This window comes from Aliiroseovarius crassostreae (assembly GCF_025137635.1).
In the GTDB taxonomy this organism is placed as follows: domain Bacteria; phylum Pseudomonadota; class Alphaproteobacteria; order Rhodobacterales; family Rhodobacteraceae; genus Aliiroseovarius; species Aliiroseovarius crassostreae.
The window spans coordinates 235,234-251,419 of sequence record NZ_CP080772.1; the positions used below are offsets into that span (position 1 = coordinate 235,234).

Genomic DNA, 16,186 nt, shown 5'->3' on the forward strand with positions numbered 1-16,186 from the left:
GGTGATCCTGTTTGACCTCTGATCAAGACGCATATGACGATGACGGGGCGCAGGCCCATTACGACCGTCGCGGTCTGACATACGCAAATTCATTCAACAACCCGCTGCAGGCGGTGGCCATCCGGGCCATTGAATGGATGACCGGAAAGCTTGCGATCATCCGAATGGTGCGCAAGGTCGAAAAGCAGGGGGTTCCCAAAGGGCAGGCCTTTTGGCGCGCCTGCCTTGACGTGATGGGAATTGATGTTCAGACCCCTGCCGAAGAGCTCGCGCATATCCCGCTGGATGGGCCGGTTGTGGTGGTTGCCAATCACCCGCACGGGCTGGTGGATGGAATGGTGCTTGCTCAGCTGATTGGGCAACGGCGCGATGATTACCGCATTCTGACCCGGTCGGTTCTGGATGGGATTGATGAAGTCGCGTCGAGCTACATGATCCCGGTGCCCTTTCCCCATGATCCCGAAGCGCAACGCAAGATGGTGGAAATGCGCGCAAAAACAATGGAGTGGCTGAAGGAAGGTGGGCTTGTGACGCTGTTTCCTTCCGGTGTTGTTGCGTCCAGTGACACGCTCTGGGGGCCGCCGGTCGAACGGGACTGGAATGTGTTTACCGCCCAGTTGATCCGCCGGTCGGGGGCCAGGGTTGTGCCCATTTATTTCCCCGGTGCCAATTCGCGCTGGTATCAGATCGCCAACCGCCTGTCACCGACGCTGCGCCAGGGGCTTTTGTTGCGCGAGATTGTCAAAAGCTGCAACAAGCCGCAGCGCCCGGTTGTCGGGCCTGTTCTGACCGAGGCGCAGATGGCCATGTTGTCTGAGGATCCCCGCGGCTTCATGTCCTGGTTGCGCGACCATACCCTGAACTTGAAACGCTGACCGGACGTAGGGAAGTTAAGGGAAAAGTCAGACCTTCCCCCTAGTTAGGACGGTAAACTCTCGTTTCGGAGGCCGTCCAGATATGTCCGTGTTTGACTTTGGTAACCTGAAAGTTTCGCGTGCCATTTTCCTCGTTCCCGTTGTCCCGTTGCTTGTGGCACTGGCGTTCTCTACCATCCTTGTTCTGGAAAAGGTGAATGAAGCAAGGCAGTTGGACAGGCTCAGTCAGCTGATTTCACCAATTGCACTGATCACGCAGGCCGTGCATGAGCAGCAGAAAGAGCGTGGAGCGACATCCGTGTTTCTGTCCTCCGGTGGCAAGGAGTTCAAACAGGAGCTTGCTGATCAACGATTAAAGACAGATTCGCGCCATGCCGAGCTTCTGACCTTTGTGGCGCAAAGCGATCTCGGCGCGATTGATGCTGCATTCTGGGACCGGCTTTCCGGCTATCAGGCACGGTTTCAGGATATCGCCTCGACACGTGAAAAGGTTGACCAGCTTGCGATCTCCGCCAAATCCGCCATCGCGCTGTATACAAATCTCAACACCGACATGCTGGATCTGGTGCAGCGTGTTTCTTTGATCAGCGATGATAAACGCATAGCGGATGAGACCCTGGCTTTCGTGCACCTCCTCAAAGGCAAAGAAGCCGCCGGGATCGAGCGGGCAGTGGGCTCCGGTGGCTTTGCCGCAGGTCTCTTCGATATTGAGCGGGCCGCCCGGTTGAAGGGATTGATCGAAGCGCAAGCCGTCAATTTCGATAATTTCCGTTTCATGGCCACCCCCGCCGCTCTCGCAGCTTATGAAAAAATGCAGGCGTCCGAGGTAGCTCAAAAAGTGGAGCGGATGCGGAATATCGCCTTGGGGCAGGAAGGCGCAGGAAATCTGGGTGGTTTCACCGGAGGGGATTTCTTCAACCTCCAGACGGAACGTATCAATCAATTGAAAAACATAGAGAATTTGATCTCGGATGAGTTGCAGGTTTTGATGGCGCAACAAAAGGGCGCTACAGATCAGCGCCTTATCGTGCTTGTTCTGGCATCGCTTGGGGCAATCGGTCTTGCGCTGATGATATCGGTCTATTTTGCAGGGCAGATCCGTCGTGGTTTCAGTCGGTTGGTCACAACCGCCCGAGAGCTCGCCGATGGCAATCTCGAGATAGAGTTGCCCCCTGTTCAGGCAAATGAGTTTGGAGAGGTCATGGCCACGTTGGATGTGTTTCGACACAACAGCCTCGAACGTCGCGCTATGGCCATCCGTGAAGCAAAGGAACGCGAAGCACGTATTGAGATGCAGCGTCGCGAGCAGGAGCGAGAAGCGGAACTGGCGCGTCAGGATGCTGAGCGCGAACGCCAAATTGCCCAGGAGCGTGAAGATCAGTTGCAACGTGAAATGCAGGTCGCCGAAGAGATCGCGACCGTTGTCAACGCCTGTGCCTGGGGGAAGTTCGACCAGCGGCTGGATCCTACGCAGATGGAGGGCGCTTTTGCCGAGATTGGGACCGGGCTGAACCGGGTGTGTGATGTAACAGAAAAAGGTCTGAACCAGATCAGCCATGCGCTTGCGGCATTGGCAGAAGGTGACCTGACGTATCAGATGACCGGTGAGTACGACGGAGTGTTTGCAGAAATTCAGGCGCAGGTAAACTCGTCCATTGCCCGCCTCTCAGCGAGCTTTGCGCGGGTGCGGGACAGTGGAACGGTGATCAGCGGTTCTACTCAGGAAATTGCCGGCGCGACCCAGGACCTTGCCATTCGCACGGAACGTGCTGCGGCGACGCTTGAAGAAACCACCTCTGCCATCAAAACTTTGTCGCAGTCGGTCACAGGAACGGCTGGTCTGGCAGCTGAGGTGAACGCTGCTGCGATGTCAGCCAATGATAAAGTCCGCTCCGGCAATGAGCTGGTGCAGTCGACGGTCTCTGCCATTCGCGAAATTCAAACCTCCTCCGGCGCGATAGGAGCGGCCATCAGGCTGATCGACGACATTACGTTCCAAACGAACCTTCTCGCATTGAATGCCGGTGTCGAAGCCGCTCGCGCAGGTGAAGCTGGTCGGGGATTTGCCGTTGTCGCGTCTGAGGTCCGTGATCTGGCTGCCCGGTCTTCCAGGGCGGCCGGAGAGATTTCCGAACTGGTAAACCGCAGTGAGGAAGAAGTGGACCGTGGTGTGGCAATGGTAGACCGCACCGGTGCTGCGCTTCAGTCCATTGCGGACGCGGTTTCCGACATTGTCGATCGGATCGACGAAATTGCAAAATCAGCGGCGGATCAATCGGTGAGCATTCAGGAAATCACGGTCGCAGCAGAGCAGCTCGATCAGGTTACGCAGCAAAACGCGGCCATGTTCGAACAGGCGAGCTCCAGTGGCGTGTCACTGCGTATGGAAACCGAAAATCTGGATGGGGTTATTGCCACATTCAGGATCGTGGAGCGTTCTCAGGCCCAAAGTGAGGGGCCGAAACCCACCAAAGCCGCGTAACCGGCACATCATCCATCGGGTGGTGATAGGCATGTGCACCTGTGCGTGATCTCCACTTTGAGGGCGGTGGCAGGCTGGGAGAGTTCATCAATGATGCGGGGGGCTTCGCACGAAGGATGGCAATTGCTGCAATCCTCTCTTTGCTTCGGTGCTGGGGGCAGGTTTTGCGTTGGGACATGTGGGATGCTGTCAAAACAAGGATAGTGACCCGAACTCAATCTGTTCGATACGCAGCCATCGTGCCACATAGTCATCGCCTGGATAGACTGATTTCATAAAGGCTGGTCCGGAACGGCGAATTTCCCGAGATGTTTTAATATCTGGTTACCAGTTTAAATCGAATTCTCAGGTTAGCAAAATTTCAAGAGCTTTGGGCGAATCTCCTCCTTGGGTGAAAAAATGGAGTGGGTGAAATGGCCTATCAAAGCCTTGGCGAAGCGTCGCTTGAGTATTTTCCATGCCGTTATGGGGCGTCGAAGATTTTGTTTCGCGGACCGCAGCGTTCGCTGGATGGTGCGTATGTAGCGGCCCTCGGGGGAAGTGAAACTTACGGAAAATTTGTGCAATATCCCTATCCGGACCTTATGGAAGGTCTGTTGGGAATGCCGGTGGTCAATTTCGGATGCATGAATGCAGGGGTCGATGTGTTTGCCCATGATCAGACCATTCTGGACGCCTGCAACCATGCAAAGAGGACGGTCCTTCAGGTGCCCGGTGCGGTGAACCTGTCCAACCGGTTCTATGCTGTCCATCCCCGTCGCAATGACCGCTTCCTGCGCGCATCCAACCTGTTGAAAGCGATTTATCGTGAGGTTGATTTTACCGAGTTCAATTTTACGCGCCATATGCTGCAGACCCTTCAGGAGATTTCGGCGGAGAAGTTTGCCATGGTCGAAATGGAGCTGAAGGAAGCATGGGTTGGGCGCATGAAATCGCTGGTGGCGCGCATCGAAAGTCCGCTGATCCTGCTGTGGCTTTCTGAACGCGCCATTTCGGAAACCTGCCCGCATGGTGTGCTTGGACCGGACCCGGCAATGGTGGACGAGGACATGATCAACGAGGTGCGCCCCTTTGTGCAGGATATCGTTGAGGTAAAAGTCTCGTCGCAGGATATCACAATCGGGCGCGAAGATCTGGTTTTCCCGGAAATGGATGCGGCAGCTGCTCAGTGCATGCTGGGGGCTGTAGCCCATGACCTTGCCGCCGATGCGCTGGTCAGTTGCATTCGCGCGCATCCCTGACAGGGCATAGCTGCACATCAAAAAAGGCCCGCCATTTGGCGGGCCTTTCTATTTGGTTCGAAAGCTGGATCAGCCGAGTTTTTCGGTCAGGGCCGGAACGGCTTCGAAGAGGTCGGCCACCAGACCGAAGTCAGCCACCTGGAAGATTGGAGCTTCTTCGTCTTTGTTGATCGCAACGATGATCTTCGAGTCCTTCATCCCAGCCAAGTGCTGGATGGCGCCCGAAATACCCACGGCGATGTACAGCTCGGGGGCGACAACCTTACCGGTCTGACCGACCTGCAGGTCGTTGGGAGCATAACCCGAGTCAACGGCTGCGCGCGAGGCGCCAACGGCTGCGTTCAGCTTGTCGGCGAGGGTTTCGATCAGTTTGAAATCCTCTTCCGAGCCCACACCACGGCCGCCCGACACAACAACGCCAGCCGAGGTCAACTCGGGGCGGTCGCTTTCGGCAACCTTGTCTTCAACCCATTCGGACAGGCCGGGATTGTCAGCAGCGGACACGGTTTCGACAGCCGCCGAACCACCTTCGCCAGCGGCGTCAAAGGTCGAGGTGCGGAAGGTGATGACCTTCTTGGCGTCCGACGATTTGACGGTTTGCATGGCGTTACCGGCATAGATCGGGCGCACGAAGGTGTCGCCGTCAACCACTTCGGTTGCGTCCGAGATCACCATTACGTCCAGAAGGGCGGCCACGCGGGGCATCACGTTCTTGGCGTCGGTGGTGGCCGGGGCCACGATGTGGTCGTAATCGCCAGCCAGCGACACGATCAGCGCTGCGGTCGATTCGGCCAGGCGGTGACCCAGCGATGCGTCTTCGGCAACCAGCACTTTGGCCACGCCGTCGATCTTGGCGGCGGCTTCACCGGCGGCGGCGGCGGTGCCACCGGCGGCCAGAACGGTCACATCACCCAGTGCCTTGGCAGCGGTGACGGCCTTGGCGGTGGCGTCCAGCGCCAGTTCGCCATTGTTGACTTCTGCGAGAAGAAGAACAGCCATTATACAGCCCCCGCTTCTTTGAGTTTCTCAACCAGTTCGTCGACCGAACCCACAATGATGCCAGCGGCGCGGGCAGCAGGTTCTTCGGTCTTGACGATTTCCAGACGGGGCGACACGTCAACGCCGTAATCGGCGGCGGTTTTCTCGTCCAGCGGTTTTTTCTTTGCCTTCATGATGTTCGGCAGCGACGCATAGCGCGGCTCGTTCAGGCGCAGATCGACGGTGACGATGGTCGGCATGTTGACCTTGATGGTCTGCAGGCCGCCGTCCACTTCGCGGGTCACAACAGCCTTGTCGCCGTCGATGTCCAGCTCGGAGGCAAAGGTGCCTTGCGACCAGCCCAGGAGCGCCGACAGCATCTGGCCGGTGGCGTTCATGTCATTGTCGATGGCCTGTTTGCCGGCGAGAACCAGACCAGGCTGCTCTTCTTCAACAACTTTGGCCAGGATCTTGGCAACGGCCAGCGGCTCGATATCCTGATGCACATCTTCGGCTGCCACAACCAGGATGGCGCGATCCGCCCCCATGGCCAGCGCCGTGCGCAGGGTTTCCTGAGCTTGCTTCACGCCGATCGAAACGACCACAATCTCTTCTGCCTTGCCGGCTTCTTTCAGGCGAATGGCCTCTTCGACGGCAATCTCGTCAAAGGGGTTCATCGACATTTTCACGTTGGCAAGATCGACACCGGTCCCATCCGCTTTTACACGAACTTTCACATTATAGTCGATCACGCGCTTAACAGGTACAAGCACCTTCATTGGCGTGTCTCTCCCAGTTATGCCCCGAAGGGCGGTCATGCTCTCGCGACACGTTTAACGAGTCGTGGCCGTCAAAAACAGCGCAAAATCGTCACGTCTTGTCCCAAGGACGCCGCGTTTTTTGTTTTTGGAGGAGATTCTTTACGAGAATGTTTCGCGACATGCCCCAAATCTTTCATTTATCTTGGCGAGGCAGCATCAAGCAGCTCTGCATCTCGGTCCAATTGGTGCAGGGCGCGGGTCAGGCGTTTCTGATTGAGCCCGGACAGGTGAGGTTTTGCCAGATCAGGGTCTTGATCGTTCAGCCTCAGATAAAATGCCAACGCCACGGCTGACAACTCGGGTGAAATATAACCGGCATGAGAGATGCACCAACCCTGTGCCAAAGGAGATTGAAAGGCCGAGGCGTTGGTGATGCTTTCAATCTTGAAGATCCCGAACCCCGAGGCGATCACAAAAAGATCGGTGACCAGTTCCTCAAGCATTGGTTCCGTTTCCCATTCCGCCCGGGCAGGCTGGGTGAGGATCGCGTAATGTGACAGCTCATGCACCATTGTGGCGATGAACGCCTTGGGGGACGCCAAAAGGTCGGAGTCATAGGTGATCAAGCCACCGGTTTGCGTCATTCGAAACGTGCCGTTGATCGGGCTTGCACCAGGTTGAATGAGGACTGAGTCAGTCACGGCCTGCGGCATCGGTGCGGGCCCTGGCTCCACCCGTCCGGTTGCCGCAATGTCTACTGGAAACCACGCTGCTTTCAGCGGTTCGCCCCCGGCACCCAGAGCACATCTGCCTTGCCACCGTCATTGGCCATGCGGGCCGCCACAAAGCACCAGTCGGACAGGCGGTTGAGGTATTTCACAGCGACCGGGTTCACGTCTTCGACACTGGCAAGCTCTGTCGCAAGGCGTTCGGCGCGGCGGCTGACCGTGCGGACCATGTGAAGATGGGCGGCGAGGGGGGACCCCCCGGGCAGGATGAAGCTGCGCAAGGGATCAAGTGCCTTGTTCATCACGTCGATCTCCGCCTCCAACCGGTCCACCTGCTCTTGCGCCATGCGCAGCGGCGGATATTCGGCCTCGGCGTCTTTGGCCATCTCTGGGCGGCAAAGATCGGCACCAAGATCAAACAGGTCGTTTTGGATGCGGGCAAGGGCGGCGTCCACGTCATCTCCGGCATGCAGTCGGGCCAGACCAATCACCGCGTTGGTCTCATCCACTGTGCCATAAGCACTCACGCGCGGATCATGTTTGGCGCGTCGCGTGCCATCCCCCAGCGCGGTCTCGCCCTTGTCACCCGTGCGTGTGTATATCTTGTTCAGAATGACCATCAGTTGCCTCCTCTCATCCAGATGAACAGGAGAATAAGCGCAATGGCCACGGCCTGTGCGTAGATCCGGTACCGCATGAAGCGGTTGGAATGCTTTTGTGCCACCTTCCCGCCCGCGCCGAATGTGCCAATACCCATCAGCAGGATGATCAGCACAGCGGCCACAGCAATGACGACAAGGACAAAAAGCGGATCTTCAAACATCTGGATCTCCTGTTGACTGGCAATTGGATAGCGCGCACCCGAGTAAAAAGCGAGGGGGCGTTTGTCGTGTCCCGTCAGGGGCTTTGCCCCTCTTGCCCCGTATGGGGGCAATTCACCCCAAGATATTTCAGGCAAGAGGAAGATGGTAGATGCTCTTTTCCTCTTGCTGCAAATATCCCGGGGTGAGCCGCGCAGGCGGCGAGGGGCAGCGCCCCTTTCTGTTCAGCCGTTCGGGGTAACCCGGTCAAGCATCCGCGTTGACATCAACCGCCGGGCCGTCCCGGCAATATGGGTGGCGCGGGTCACGTAATAGCGTGGGCGGGGACGGGGGTGTTCGAGTGCATGGATCAGTTTTTCGGTGACAGCAGAAGGGGGCAGTTCGAACCGGTCAGGCGTGCCGCTGTCATCATAGAGCCGGGTGCGCAATTTGCGGTAAAGGCCCGCGCGGGCGCTGTTTTCCCAGTCGATCCAGCGCTCGAACGGGGCCCGGGAATTTTCACGGATACGGGTTGTGATCGGGCCGGGTTCGATCAGCGCGATATGGATGCCGGTGCCGCGCATTTCCAGCCGCAATGTGTCGGTCAGCCCCTCCAGGGCGAACTTGGTTGAACTGTAGGCGCCGCGCCAGGGCAGGGCGGTCAGGCCCAGCACCGAGGAGTTGTTGACCACGCGCCCGTGGCCCTGCGCGCGCATCACGGGAAGCGCCAGACGGGTCAGGTGATGGTATCCAAAGACATTGACCTCATAGATTTCGCGCAGGGCGTCGGTCGGCACGTCCTCAACAGCGCCAGGAATGGCATAGGCCCCGTTGTTGAAAAGCGCATCAAGGCGGCCATTCGTGCGGGTCAATACGGCGTCCATTGCCGCCTCGATTGACGCGGTGCTGGAATAGTCGAGCTGCAGGCTCTCAAGCCCTTCTTCGTTCAGGCGTTCGACATCCTTTTGTTGTCGGCAGGTGGCAAAGACGCGCCAGCCGCGTTTGGCAAGGCAATGCGCCGCGTCATATCCGATGCCCGACGAGCATCCGGTGATAAGCAGGGATTTCTGTGTCATGAGGGTGAGTTGGCAAGGACGGGGGACCCGCGTCAACAGAAAATCAGATGATTTTTCCGACAAGAGGTCCGACAAGAGGGAAGTCTGGGAGGAGCCCGCCCCCTCCCACCATGGCGCAACTGGATCAAGGGGACCTGCCGCACATCACGTAAGGCGTTGAAAAATTTAAACTCCAACAGCGTTCGTGAGGCAGGTTTTCCAATTTCTGTATTAAAGCATTCCGCCAAAAACCTGAAAGGCTGGTTTGTGGCGGAACACGCAAAACGCGCGTATGTTGCGCCGCCCCCCGCCTTATCCCTGCTTCAGGTATAAGGCGGGACGCTTTAGCGGCTGGCTGACAGGAATTTAGTCGCCATAAAGCCGCGCTGGCCGGTCTCGATGACCTTGATCTGGGTCCAGCCCGGGGCCGCGACGCCCATGTCCAGCACTTCCATGCCACGTGTCACACGGCCCAGTTTGCCGTGGCGGGTAGAGGGGCCGGCACGCAGGTTCACGGCGCTGGCGTTCACGAATTTCGGGGCAGATGTGCCGGAAATCTGCGCAGTAGCGGCCACTTTGACAATTTCAGCCTCAGCCGTTTTTGCCATCTCACGCGCGGCAGCCATCGCCCGGCCGACTTCGCTATCAGGATCCGGAGGCGTGATTTTTGTTTTTGGTTTGACTTTCGTTACCACGGCAGCGGGGGCCGGGTCTGCCGCAATTGCCGCAGGGGCAATAAAGGTCGCGGTCTTGAGAGATGCCGAAACCGGCTCGATTGTGGCCGCTTCGATGCTTGGCTCAAGGCCCAGACGATCGGCTGGCAGGCCTTCGTCCCGTCCAAAATGCGCCATGGCCAGCCCCAACGCGCCAACGGTCAAGAAAGTTAGTTTGAAAATACCCATTACATGCCCCCCAACAATTTGGGTGAATTACTACAATGCGCTTTAAAAAAGGTTACGGGGAAAGTATGACGTCATTCCCCTTAAGCAGCTTTACCCTTACCTCAGCACTCGATACACAATCAGTATGACAGATTTGACCGAAAATCACAACGAGAAGAGCCAGTCGATTTCCGAGCCACTGCGCCGGGCCATTGGTGAACGTTACCTTACTTACGCGCTGTCGACGATCATGCACCGCGCGCTGCCGGATGCACGTGACGGGCTGAAACCAGTGCATCGTCGCATCCTTTACGCGATGTCACGTCTGAAGCTGTCCTCTACGGGCAAGTTCCTGAAATCGGCCAAGATTTCAGGCGACACCATGGGGGATTTCCACCCGCATGGCGATGCGGCGATCTATGATGCGATGGCGCGTCTGGCACAGGATTTTGCCGTGCGATATCCGCTGGTCGACGGGCAGGGCAACTTTGGCAATATCGACGGCGACAACCCGGCAGCCAGTCGTTACACCGAGGCGCGGATGACCTTCATCGCCGAGGCAATGTTGCAGGGGCTTGATGAAAACGCGGTTGATTTTCGGGACAATTACGATGGTCGTCTGACCGAGCCGGTGGTGCTGCCGGCAGAGTTTCCGAACCTGCTGGCCAATGGGGCGGCTGGCATCGCCGTGGGCATGGCCACCAATATCCCGCCGCATAATATTTCAGAGCTGATCGACGCCTGCCTGCACATGATCAAGGTGCCGGATGTGCGCGATGATACGCTTTTGAACTACGTTCCGGGCCCGGATTTCCCCACTGGCGGCGTGATTGTCGAGCCGCGCGAAAACATCGCCAACGCCTATCGCACCGGGCGCGGGTCGTTCCGGCTGCGCTGCAAATGGGAGATCGAGGATCTGGGCCGCGGTCAATGGCAGGTCATTGTCACCGAGATCCCCTATCAGGTGCAGAAATCCAAGCTGATCGAAAAGATCGCTGAGGTGATCCAGACCAAGAAAGTGCCGATTCTGGCGGATATTCGTGACGAATCCGCAGATGACATCCGAATCGTTCTGGAACCCAAATCCAAAAACGTGGATCCCGAGCTGCTGATGAACATGATGTTCCGCAATTCGGATCTGGAAACCCGCTTTTCGCTGAACATGAACGTGCTGATTGACGGGGTCACGCCCAAGGTCTGCTCGATGAAAGAGGTGCTGCGCGCCTTTCTCGATCACCGGCGCGAGGTGCTGGGGCGGCGATCGCGCCACCGGATGGAAAAGATCGACCACCGTCTTGAGGTGCTCGAAGGTTTTATCATCGCCTTTCTCAACCTTGACCGCGTGATTGATATCATCCGCTATGACGACGACCCCAAGGCCGCCCTGATGCGCGAGGTCTGGGGGCGCGCGTTCCCGCGGGCCATGTCCGAGGCGGATTACGTCCCGCCCGCCCCCGGCGAAGGCGAACTGACCGAGGTGCAGGCCGAAGCCATCCTGAACATGCGCCTGCGCAGCTTGCGCCGTTTGGAAGAGGTTGAGCTGGTCAAGGAACGCGACAAGCTGATGGAAGAGCGCGCGGGGCTTGAGGATCTGCTCGCGTCGGAAGATCTGCAATGGGGCAAGATTGCCGAGCAGTTGAAACTGGCGAAAAAGACCTTTGGCAAGGATCACGAAGGGGGCCTGCGGCGCACCCAGTTTGCCGAAGCGGCAGAGGTTGAAGACGTGCCGCTTGAGGCGATGATCGAACGCGAACCGATCACCGTGGTCTGCTCCAAGATGGGGTGGATCCGCGCCATGTCGGGCCATATCGACCTGAAACGTGACCTCAAGTTCAAAGATGGCGACGGGCCGCGTTTCATCTTCCACGCGGAAACCACTGACCGGCTGCTGGTGTTTGATAGCAATGGCAAGTTCTTCACCCTGTCGGCGGCCAACCTGCCCGGTGGGCGTGGCATGGGCGAACCCCTGCGCCTGATGGTGGATCTGCCCAACGAGGCCGAGATTGTTGACCTCTTCATTCATCGCCCGGGTGCCAAGCTGATTGTGGCCTCGAATGAGGGCAACGGTTTTGTGGTCAATGAGGATGACGTTCTGGCCCAGACCCGCACCGGCAAACAGGTGCTGAATGTGGGGGATGGGCATGCGCAGGTCTGTGTGCCGGTGACCGGGGATCACGTTGCGGTGGTGTCGGAAAACCGCAAGCTTCTGGTCTTCCCTCTGGATGAGCTGAACGAAATGACCCGTGGCAAGGGGGTCCGCCTGCAGAAATACAATTCCGCCCGTGGTAAACAGGGGGTGCTTGAACTGGATGGCGGCCTGTCCGACATCAAGAGCTTTTCCCTTGAAGAGGGTCTGTCCTGGCCCGCCGCAGGGGAACGCACCCGCACCGAAACCGACCTGTCGCCCTGGCTTGGCAAACGGGCAGGGGTGGGCAAAGCCCCGCCACACGGGTTCCCCCGCAACAACAAGTTCGAGTGACACATGGCGCCCCGTATCTTACCAGTTTCCTACGCGGGGCGCGGTATGCCCCTGTTTTTTCTGGCCCTGAAAACCGGCTTTCTGACCGTGTTGACGCTGGGCATCTATCGCTTCTGGGCGCGCACCCGGATCCGGCGCTATTTCTGGAGTGCAATCCGCCCCGGCGGGGTGCCGCTGGAATATGTGGGCGACCCGATTGAAAAGCTGATGGGGTTTTTGGTCGCGGTGGTGATCATGGCGTTTTACATCGGCATCGTGAACCTGCTCCTGATGTATTTCAGTTTTGCGCTGTTTCAGGGCAACGAGGCCGCCTATGCTCTCAGCTTTGTCGGGCTGGTGCCGCTTTACTTCTTTGCCGCCTATCGCGCGCGACGCTATGTGCTGGCGCGCACCCGCTGGCGCGGGATCCGGTTCGGGATGGACGAAGGCGCCTGGGGCTATTCCTGGCGCGCCATGGTGCATTGGGGGCTGAGCATCGTGACCCTGGGGCTGAGCTTCCCGCTCACCCGCTTATGGTTGGAAAAATACCTCACCCATCGCAGCTTCTTCGGGGATCAGCGCCTTGAGCAGGGGGGCGGGCGTTTCCTGCTCTACGGGGCGATGAAACATGTCTATTACCCGGTGATCCTGAGCGTGGTGGCGATCGGTATGGCCGCAGCGTTTGACAATCCCTGGTGGTTTGCCCTGCTGGCCCTGACCAGCCCATGGGCCGTCTATGGCTGGGCCTTCTGGAAAGCTGACAGTTTCCGACGGCTGATCGAGGCCAAGAAACTTGGCACCCTGGGCTTTCGCGCCCGACCGCGTGCGGGGCGCGTTCTCGGGATCTATCTTCTGGGCGGGGTCATCCTGAATATCGTGCTGACCGGGCTGATGGTGATCCTGGCCACGCTGGCCTTCCTGTTTCTTGGCGGGGCCGACCTGATGGACCCGGAGCAGTTGGAACAGTTGGAGAATTTGGGCGCGATGGGGGCCGTCTCCGCACCGCTTCTGATTGGGGCCTATTTCACGATATTCCTTGTGACCGGTGCCGCCTCGCAGGCCATCTTTGCCCTGCCGCTCGCGCGTCACTTCGCCGAAGTGACCGAGTTGATTGACCCCGGCCAGCTGCGCCAGATCCGCCAGCGGGACCGGGATGAATTTGCCGAAGCCGAAGGCTTTGCCGACGCGTTGGATGTGGGGGCAGCGATATGAGTGAGACCCCTATCAACTTCGACGGTTTTGCCGATTTTGCCCACGGTCATCGCGCGGTCCTGACGCGCGTGGGGGTGCGAAGGGCTCCGACCGGGCTTGAACTGCACCTGCCGGAAGGCGCGCCCCTGTTCTGGCCCTGGGCCGAGTTGCGCGCCCTGCGGGATCAGGCGGATCGGGACGGGCTTGTTCTGTTTTGCAAAGGGGACATGGTCTCGCGTCTGTTCCTGCGCGATGCAGAGCTTGTCGACCATGTGCGCCGCTCTGCGCCCGCGCTGGGCAGGCGCGCGACAGCACTCCCTCTCGGCAGGCTTGCACTTTGGGCCTCGGGCGCCGTGGCCTCGGTTGCGGCGATCATCTTTGTGCTGGTGCCGCTGATGGCGGCGCAACTGGCCGAAATCCTGCCGCCTGATGGCGAAAAGGCGCTGGGCGACAGCACGCTGGCGCAGATTCGCGAGGTGCTGGGGGAGGCGGATCTTGAGGTGCGCACCTGTCAGGGCCCCGAAGGCCAGGCCGCGCTGACCGGTCTGCGGGATCGCCTGCTGCCGGAAGAGGCCTTGCCATACCCGGTGGATATCCATGTGTTCGACCACGATCTGGTCAATGCGTTTGCCCTGCCGGGGGGGCATGTGATTCTGTTCCGTGGCCTGATTGACGAGGCGCGCAATCCAGACGAGGTGACAGCGGTTCTGGCCCATGAAATCGGCCATGTGGTGAACCGGGATCCAACCCGCGATGCGTTGCGGTCCGCCGGTTCGATCGGGGTGCTGGGGCTTCTCTTTGGCGATTTTGCGGGCGGAACGGTTGTGCTGTTTATGGCCAACCAGCTGATCAATGCCAGCTATAGCCAGGCTGCGGAAACCGCGGCGGATGAATACGCCCATCAAGTGTTGACGCGCGAAGGGATTTCCCCCGCGGCGCTGGGCAGCTTTTTCGAGCGGTTGAAGGAAGAATATGGGGACGCCGAAGGGTTGATGGCGCATCTGAGTTCCCACCCGCAGCTCGAAGAGCGGATCCTGGCGGCGGGGGCGGCGGTCGCGGCGGATACACAATACACCCCTTCCCTGACGCCGGAGGAATGGCGCGGATTGCAGGCGATCTGTCGCGATGAGGGCACGGATTATGAGCCCTTGAATGAAACGGATAGTGATGCGGATGAAAGGGTAGAGACCCCGGAACGGGACATCGACGAAGCAACCGGTCGGCAACAGGAGTTCAAGCATAAGTAAGCCTGCGGGAATGCACCCCTTTTTGCCCATGATCCCGTGAAAAAGGTGGATTGGCTGACACCCTGTCTCAACAGTTTCGGCTTTCAGCACCGATGAATGCAGGGAAGGCTTGATTTTCCGGCCTCAACCAAGTAACGAGCGCGCGATGATGAACCTAAGGGGCTGTTTCGGTCCCTCCAAGTACAAGGCAAGGCGTAATGGCTAAGGAAAAGTTTGAACGCGGTAAACCGCACGTAAACATCGGCACCATTGGTCACGTTGACCACGGCAAGACGACACTGACCGCAGCGATCACCAAGTATTTTGGTGACTTCAAAGCCTACGACCAGATCGACGGCGCGCCGGAAGAGAAAGCCCGCGGGATCACCATCTCGACCGCGCACGTTGAGTATGAGACCGAGAACCGTCACTACGCCCACGTTGACTGCCCGGGTCACGCTGACTACGTGAAGAACATGATCACCGGCGCCGCGCAGATGGACGGTGGTATCCTGGTTGTGAACGCTGCTGACGGCCCGATGCCGCAGACCCGCGAGCACATCCTGCTGGCGCGTCAGGTTGGTGTGCCTGCTCTGGTTGTCTTCATGAACAAAGTTGACCAGGTTGACGACGAAGAGCTGCTTGAGCTGGTTGAAATGGAAGTTCGTGAACTGATGAACGAATACGACTTCCCGGGCGACGACATGCCGATCATCGCGGGTTCCGCGCTGGCCGCCATGGAAGGCCGTGACAACGCAATCGGTGAAGACAAGATCCGTGAGCTGATGGCCGCTGTTGACGAATACATCCCGACCCCGGATCGCCCGGTTGACGGTGACTTCCTGCTGCCGATCGAAGACGTGTTCTCGATCTCGGGCCGTGGTACCGTTGTGACCGGTCGTGTGGAACGTGGCGTGATCAACGTTGGCGACTCGATCGAAATCGTTGGCCTGAAAGACACCCAGACCACCACCTGTACCGGTGTTGAAATGTTCCGCAAACTGCTGGATCGCGGTGAAGCTGGTGACAACGTTGGCGTTCTGCTGCGCGGTATCGACCGTGAGAAAGTTGAGCGTGGCCAGGTTCTGTGTAAGCCGGGTTCGGTTAACCCGCACACCAAGTTCGAAGCTGAGGTCTACATCCTGACCAAAGAAGAAGGCGGCCGTCACACCCCGTTCTTCGCGAACTACCGTCCGCAATTCTACTTCCGCACCACCGACGTGACCGGCACCGTTCAGCTGCCGGAAGGCACCGAAATGGTGATGCCGGGCGACAACCTGAAGTTCAACGTTGAACTGATCGCCCCGATCGCAATGGAAGAAAAACTGCGCTTCGCCATCCGCGAAGGCGGCCGCACCGTCGGCTCCGGCGTTGTGTCGAAAATCGTTGAGTAAGATTAAATTTCCTCGGGAAATTTGATCTGGGCGACAGGTGAACTGACGACGTCAAATCGCCGAAAGCCAATCAACAGATAAGTGGAAAGGGCGCCCTCTGGGGCGCCCTTTTCGCG

General features: G+C 58.6%; 14 protein-coding genes. 7 read left to right on the top strand and 7 right to left on the bottom strand.

Features of this window, described 5'->3' with window-relative positions:
• The first annotated feature begins 11 nt into the window (after positions 1-11).
• The 3 genes from K3J57_RS01105 (at position 12) to K3J57_RS01115 (ending at position 4,598) form a co-directional block, all read left to right on the top strand.
• Entirely contained in the window at positions 12-875 is an 864-nt protein-coding gene (locus tag K3J57_RS01105; protein WP_259776464.1) for a lysophospholipid acyltransferase family protein, read from the top strand.
• Positions 876-957: 82 nt separating this feature from the next.
• Entirely contained in the window at positions 958-3,357 is a 2,400-nt protein-coding gene (locus K3J57_RS01110; protein ID WP_259796756.1) for a methyl-accepting chemotaxis protein, read from the top strand.
• 413 nt (positions 3,358-3,770) lie between these two features.
• On the top strand, positions 3,771-4,598 hold the full coding sequence (locus K3J57_RS01115) for a DUF6473 family protein (protein ID WP_259793507.1): 828 nt from the start codon (positions 3,771-3,773) through the stop codon (positions 4,596-4,598).
• A 69-nt stretch (positions 4,599-4,667) separates the two neighbouring features.
• On the opposite strand, the gene K3J57_RS01120 is transcribed toward K3J57_RS01115, so the two are convergent.
• From K3J57_RS01120 to K3J57_RS01150, 7 genes are all read right to left on the bottom strand, one after another.
• Entirely contained in the window at positions 4,668-5,597 is a 930-nt protein-coding gene (locus K3J57_RS01120) for an electron transfer flavoprotein subunit alpha/FixB family protein (RefSeq protein WP_173485874.1), read from the bottom strand.
• Positions 5,597-6,355: an electron transfer flavoprotein subunit beta/FixA family protein gene (locus K3J57_RS01125; protein ID WP_055187837.1), complete on the bottom strand. Its 759-nt coding sequence runs from the start codon at positions 6,353-6,355 to the stop codon at positions 5,597-5,599. The genes K3J57_RS01120 and K3J57_RS01125 overlap by 1 nt, the downstream gene beginning before the upstream one ends.
• A 179-nt stretch (positions 6,356-6,534) precedes the next feature.
• The gene (locus tag K3J57_RS01130; RefSeq protein ID WP_259796758.1) at positions 6,535-6,981 is read right to left on the bottom strand and encodes a hypothetical protein; all 447 of its coding nucleotides are present in this window, start codon (positions 6,979-6,981) and stop codon (positions 6,535-6,537) included.
• A gap of 131 nt (positions 6,982-7,112) precedes the next feature.
• On the bottom strand, positions 7,113-7,685 hold the full coding sequence (locus K3J57_RS01135) for a cob(I)yrinic acid a,c-diamide adenosyltransferase (RefSeq protein ID WP_259793509.1): 573 nt from the start codon (positions 7,683-7,685) through the stop codon (positions 7,113-7,115).
• The gene (locus tag K3J57_RS01140) at positions 7,685-7,888 is read right to left on the bottom strand and encodes a twin transmembrane helix small protein (protein WP_055187853.1); all 204 of its coding nucleotides are present in this window, start codon (positions 7,886-7,888) and stop codon (positions 7,685-7,687) included. Before K3J57_RS01140 ends, K3J57_RS01135 begins: the two co-directional genes overlap by 1 nt.
• Positions 7,889-8,110: 222 nt before the next feature.
• A complete protein-coding gene (locus tag K3J57_RS01145; protein WP_259786061.1) occupies positions 8,111-8,941 on the bottom strand; it encodes an SDR family NAD(P)-dependent oxidoreductase in 831 nt (276 codons plus the stop codon).
• Positions 8,942-9,264: 323 nt separating this feature from the next.
• Complete coding sequence (locus K3J57_RS01150; protein ID WP_259796762.1) at positions 9,265-9,822, bottom strand: SH3 domain-containing protein; 558 nt, start codon at positions 9,820-9,822, stop codon at positions 9,265-9,267.
• A gap of 124 nt (positions 9,823-9,946) precedes the next feature.
• On the opposite strand from K3J57_RS01150, the gene K3J57_RS01155 reads away from it, so the two are divergent.
• From K3J57_RS01155 to tuf, 4 genes are all read left to right on the top strand, one after another.
• Positions 9,947-12,280 (top strand): DNA topoisomerase IV subunit A, encoded by a 2,334-nt coding sequence (locus K3J57_RS01155; protein ID WP_259796765.1) that lies wholly within the window; start codon positions 9,947-9,949, stop codon positions 12,278-12,280.
• 45 nt (positions 12,281-12,325) lie between these two features.
• A complete protein-coding gene (locus K3J57_RS01160) occupies positions 12,326-13,471 on the top strand; it encodes a DUF898 family protein (RefSeq protein WP_259793512.1) in 1,146 nt (381 codons plus the stop codon).
• Positions 13,468-14,697: a M48 family metallopeptidase gene (locus K3J57_RS01165; RefSeq protein ID WP_259796767.1), complete on the top strand. Its 1,230-nt coding sequence runs from the start codon at positions 13,468-13,470 to the stop codon at positions 14,695-14,697. Before K3J57_RS01160 ends, K3J57_RS01165 begins: the two co-directional genes overlap by 4 nt.
• Positions 14,698-14,894: 197 nt before the next feature.
• Positions 14,895-16,070, top strand: coding sequence for an elongation factor Tu (gene tuf / locus K3J57_RS01170; protein WP_173485861.1), 1,176 nt, complete (start codon positions 14,895-14,897; stop codon positions 16,068-16,070).
• Positions 16,071-16,186: the final 116 nt, after the last annotated feature.

Bases quoted from the DNA above. Each gene is read 5' to 3' on its own strand.
- K3J57_RS01115 (WP_259793507.1), top strand. From the start codon at position 3,771: ATGGCCTATCAAAGCCTTGGCGAAGCGTCGCTTGAGTATTTTCCATGC.
- K3J57_RS01135 (WP_259793509.1), bottom strand. From the start codon at position 7,685: ATGGTCATTCTGAACAAGATATACACACGCACGGGTGACAAGGGCGAG.
- K3J57_RS01155 (WP_259796765.1), top strand. From the start codon at position 9,947: ATGACAGATTTGACCGAAAATCACAACGAGAAGAGCCAGTCGATTTCC.
- K3J57_RS01145 (WP_259786061.1), bottom strand. From the start codon at position 8,941: ATGACACAGAAATCCCTGCTTATCACCGGATGCTCGTCGGGCATCGGA.
- K3J57_RS01140 (WP_055187853.1), bottom strand. From the start codon at position 7,888: ATGTTTGAAGATCCGCTTTTTGTCCTTGTCGTCATTGCTGTGGCCGCT.
- K3J57_RS01110 (WP_259796756.1), top strand. From the start codon at position 958: ATGTCCGTGTTTGACTTTGGTAACCTGAAAGTTTCGCGTGCCATTTTC.
- tuf (WP_173485861.1), top strand. From the start codon at position 14,895: ATGGCTAAGGAAAAGTTTGAACGCGGTAAACCGCACGTAAACATCGGC.
- K3J57_RS01160 (WP_259793512.1), top strand. From the start codon at position 12,326: ATGCCCCTGTTTTTTCTGGCCCTGAAAACCGGCTTTCTGACCGTGTTG.
- K3J57_RS01130 (WP_259796758.1), bottom strand. From the start codon at position 6,981: ATGACGCAAACCGGTGGCTTGATCACCTATGACTCCGACCTTTTGGCG.
- K3J57_RS01120 (WP_173485874.1), bottom strand. From the start codon at position 5,597: ATGGCTGTTCTTCTTCTCGCAGAAGTCAACAATGGCGAACTGGCGCTG.
- K3J57_RS01165 (WP_259796767.1), top strand. From the start codon at position 13,468: ATGAGTGAGACCCCTATCAACTTCGACGGTTTTGCCGATTTTGCCCAC.
- K3J57_RS01125 (WP_055187837.1), bottom strand. From the start codon at position 6,355: ATGAAGGTGCTTGTACCTGTTAAGCGCGTGATCGACTATAATGTGAAA.
- K3J57_RS01150 (WP_259796762.1), bottom strand. From the start codon at position 9,822: ATGGGTATTTTCAAACTAACTTTCTTGACCGTTGGCGCGTTGGGGCTG.